Genomic DNA, 1,913 nt, shown 5'->3' with positions numbered 1-1,913 from the left:
CTTTTGTTTCGCCTACTTTTGTATTTGTGATGTCATAACCGTGTACGTCAGATTGGTATCCCGCTACTGGCTGTTCTTTCACTTCATACTTGTACGCTACTCCATTTTCATCATACGCTGCTAAATCTTTGAATTCGTATTTCCAGCCTGTTGCTCTGCTTACTTCTTGCGTCGCAATCACTGTACCATTTTGTAAAAGGTCTACTTTAATCATTTCTGGACGATTTTTCGCGTTATCGTCTTTCCATGTTTTTGTTCCTTCTACTTTTGTTTTACCTACTTTTGTATTTGTGATGTCATAACCATTTGCTTTTGATTCATATCCAGCTACTAACTGTTCTTTCACTTCATACTTGTATGCTACTCCGTTTGCATCGTATGCTTGGAGTTTGTCAAACGTGTACTTCCAGTTTGTTGCCGCTGTTACTTCTTTTGTATCTACTACTTTACCGTTTTGTAAAAGATCTACTTTGATCATTTCCGGACGATCTTTCGCATTATCGTCTTTCCATATTTTCGTTCCTTCTACTTTCGTTTCGCCCACTTTTGTATTCGTGATGTCAGTACCAATTACTTTGGATTCATATCCTGGTACCGCTTGTTCTTTCACTTCATACTTGTATGCCTTACCTTCTGCATCGTAAGCTTGGAGTTTGTCAAACGTATACTTCCAGTTTGTTTCTGCTGTTACTTCTTTTGTATCTACTACTTTACCATTTTGTAGTAAGTCTACTTTGATTATTGTCGGACGGTCTGTTGCGTTATCGTCTTTCCATGTCTTCGTTCCTTCTACTTTTGTTTCGCCTACTTTTGTATTTGTGATGTCATAACCATTTACTTTTGATTCATATCCAGCTACTGACTGTTCTTTCACTTCATACTTGTACGCTACTCCGTTTGTATCGTACGCTTGCAGTTTTTCAAACGTGTACTTCCAATTTGTTGCTTTACTTACTTCTTTCGTGTCAATTACTTGACCGTTTTGTAGTAAGTCTACTTTGATTGTGCTTGGACGATCTGTTGCGTTATTATCGTTCCAAGTCTTTGTTCCTTCTACTTTCGTTTCGCCCACTTTTGTATTCGTGATGTCATAACCGTTTACTTTGGATTTATATCCTTCAACTGTTTGTTCTTTCACTTCATACTTGTATGCCTTACCTTCTGCATCGTAAGCTTGTAGTTTGTCAAATGTGTACTTCCATTCACTTGCTGCTGTTACTTCTTTTGTGTCTACTACTTTACCGTTTTGTAGTAAGTCTACTTTGATCACTGTTGGACGATCTGTTGCGTTATCGTCTTTCCATGTCTTCGTTCCTTCTACTTTTGTTTCGCCTACTTTTGTATTTGTGATGTCATAACCGTTTACTTTTGATTCATATCCAGCCACCGGTTGTTCCTTCACTTCATACTTGTACGCTACTCCATTTGTATCGTATGCTTGCAGTTTTTCAAACGTGTACTTCCAATTTGTTGCTTTACTTACTTCTTTCGTGTCAATTACTTGACCGTTTTGTAGTAAGTCTACTTTAATCGAGCTTGGACGATCTGTTGCATTGTTATCGTTCCACGTTTTTGTTCCTTCTACTTTCGTTTCGCCCACTTTTGTATTCGTGATGTCATAACCATTGACTTTTGATTCATATCCAGCCACTGGCTGTTCTTTCACTTCATACTTGTATGCTACTCCGTTTGCATCGTATGCTTGTAGTTTTTCAAACGTATACTTCCAGCTTGTTGCCGCTGTTACTTCTTTTGTATCTACTACTTTACCGTTTTGTAGTAAATCTACTTTGATTGTGCTTGGACGATCTGTTGCGTTATTATCGTTCCACGTTTTTGTTCCTTCTACTTTCGTTTCGCCTACTTTTGTATTTGTGATGTCAGTACCATTTACTTTTGATTCATATCCTGGT

The 1,913-nt window shown here is 37.8% G+C and carries 1 protein-coding gene; it reads right to left on the bottom strand.

Translation table 11 applies throughout. The features are described 5' to 3' along the window. Positions 1 to 1,913 (bottom strand): Cna B-type domain-containing protein (locus tag BAU28_RS19700; RefSeq protein ID WP_116500401.1); only part of this gene is annotated, 1,913 nt, incomplete at both ends.

Source organism: Bacillus paramycoides, assembly GCF_001884235.1.
Classification (GTDB): Bacteria; Bacillota; Bacilli; order Bacillales; family Bacillaceae_G; genus Bacillus_A; species Bacillus_A paramycoides.
The sequence above is the reverse complement of the archived record's forward strand: the minus strand, read 5'-3'. Positions and strand labels throughout refer to the sequence as shown.